Consider the following 548-nt stretch of genomic DNA (forward strand, 5'->3'; position numbering starts at 1 on the left):
AAAATTTTCAATACGTTCGGCGATCTTGCCGATGACGCTATCATCTTCGCCTCTGAATGATTTGCCCATTAGAATTGGTATTGCTTCATCAACGGTAGAAACCGACCAAATATGGAACTCACCATTCTTAATGCTTTCTATGACATCTTTATGTAAAGCAAGGTGCTTCAAGTTCGATTTAGGCATAATAACGCCTTGATGACCAGTGAAGCCTTGGTGTTTACAAACTTGATAAAAACCTTCGATCTTCTCATTTAAGCCGCCTACCGCTTGTACTCGGCCAAATTGGTCCACCGCGCCAGTCACCGCGATTTGTTGATTAACCGGGGATTCAGACAGTGCACTTACCAAACAGCATAACTCTGCCAATGAAGCACTATCACCATCCACTTCACTATAGGACTGCTCGAAAACAATAGACGCAGAGTATGGCAGTGGCTCATCCAAATTCAAAGCAGAGCTTAGAAACGCTTGCATGATCATCATGCCTTTCGCATGAAGATTTCCTCCAAGTTCAGCTTTGCGCTCAACATCGGAAATGTCACCAT

Annotated in this window: 1 protein-coding gene; it reads right to left on the reverse strand. The window is 43.6% G+C overall.

Annotated features, from left to right (window positions below):
• The coding region (locus tag R7Q11_RS28615; RefSeq protein ID WP_318094486.1) for a S16 family serine protease at positions 1-548 on the reverse strand (548 nt) is incomplete at both ends.

It is taken from the genome of Vibrio sp. 970 (assembly GCF_033339075.1).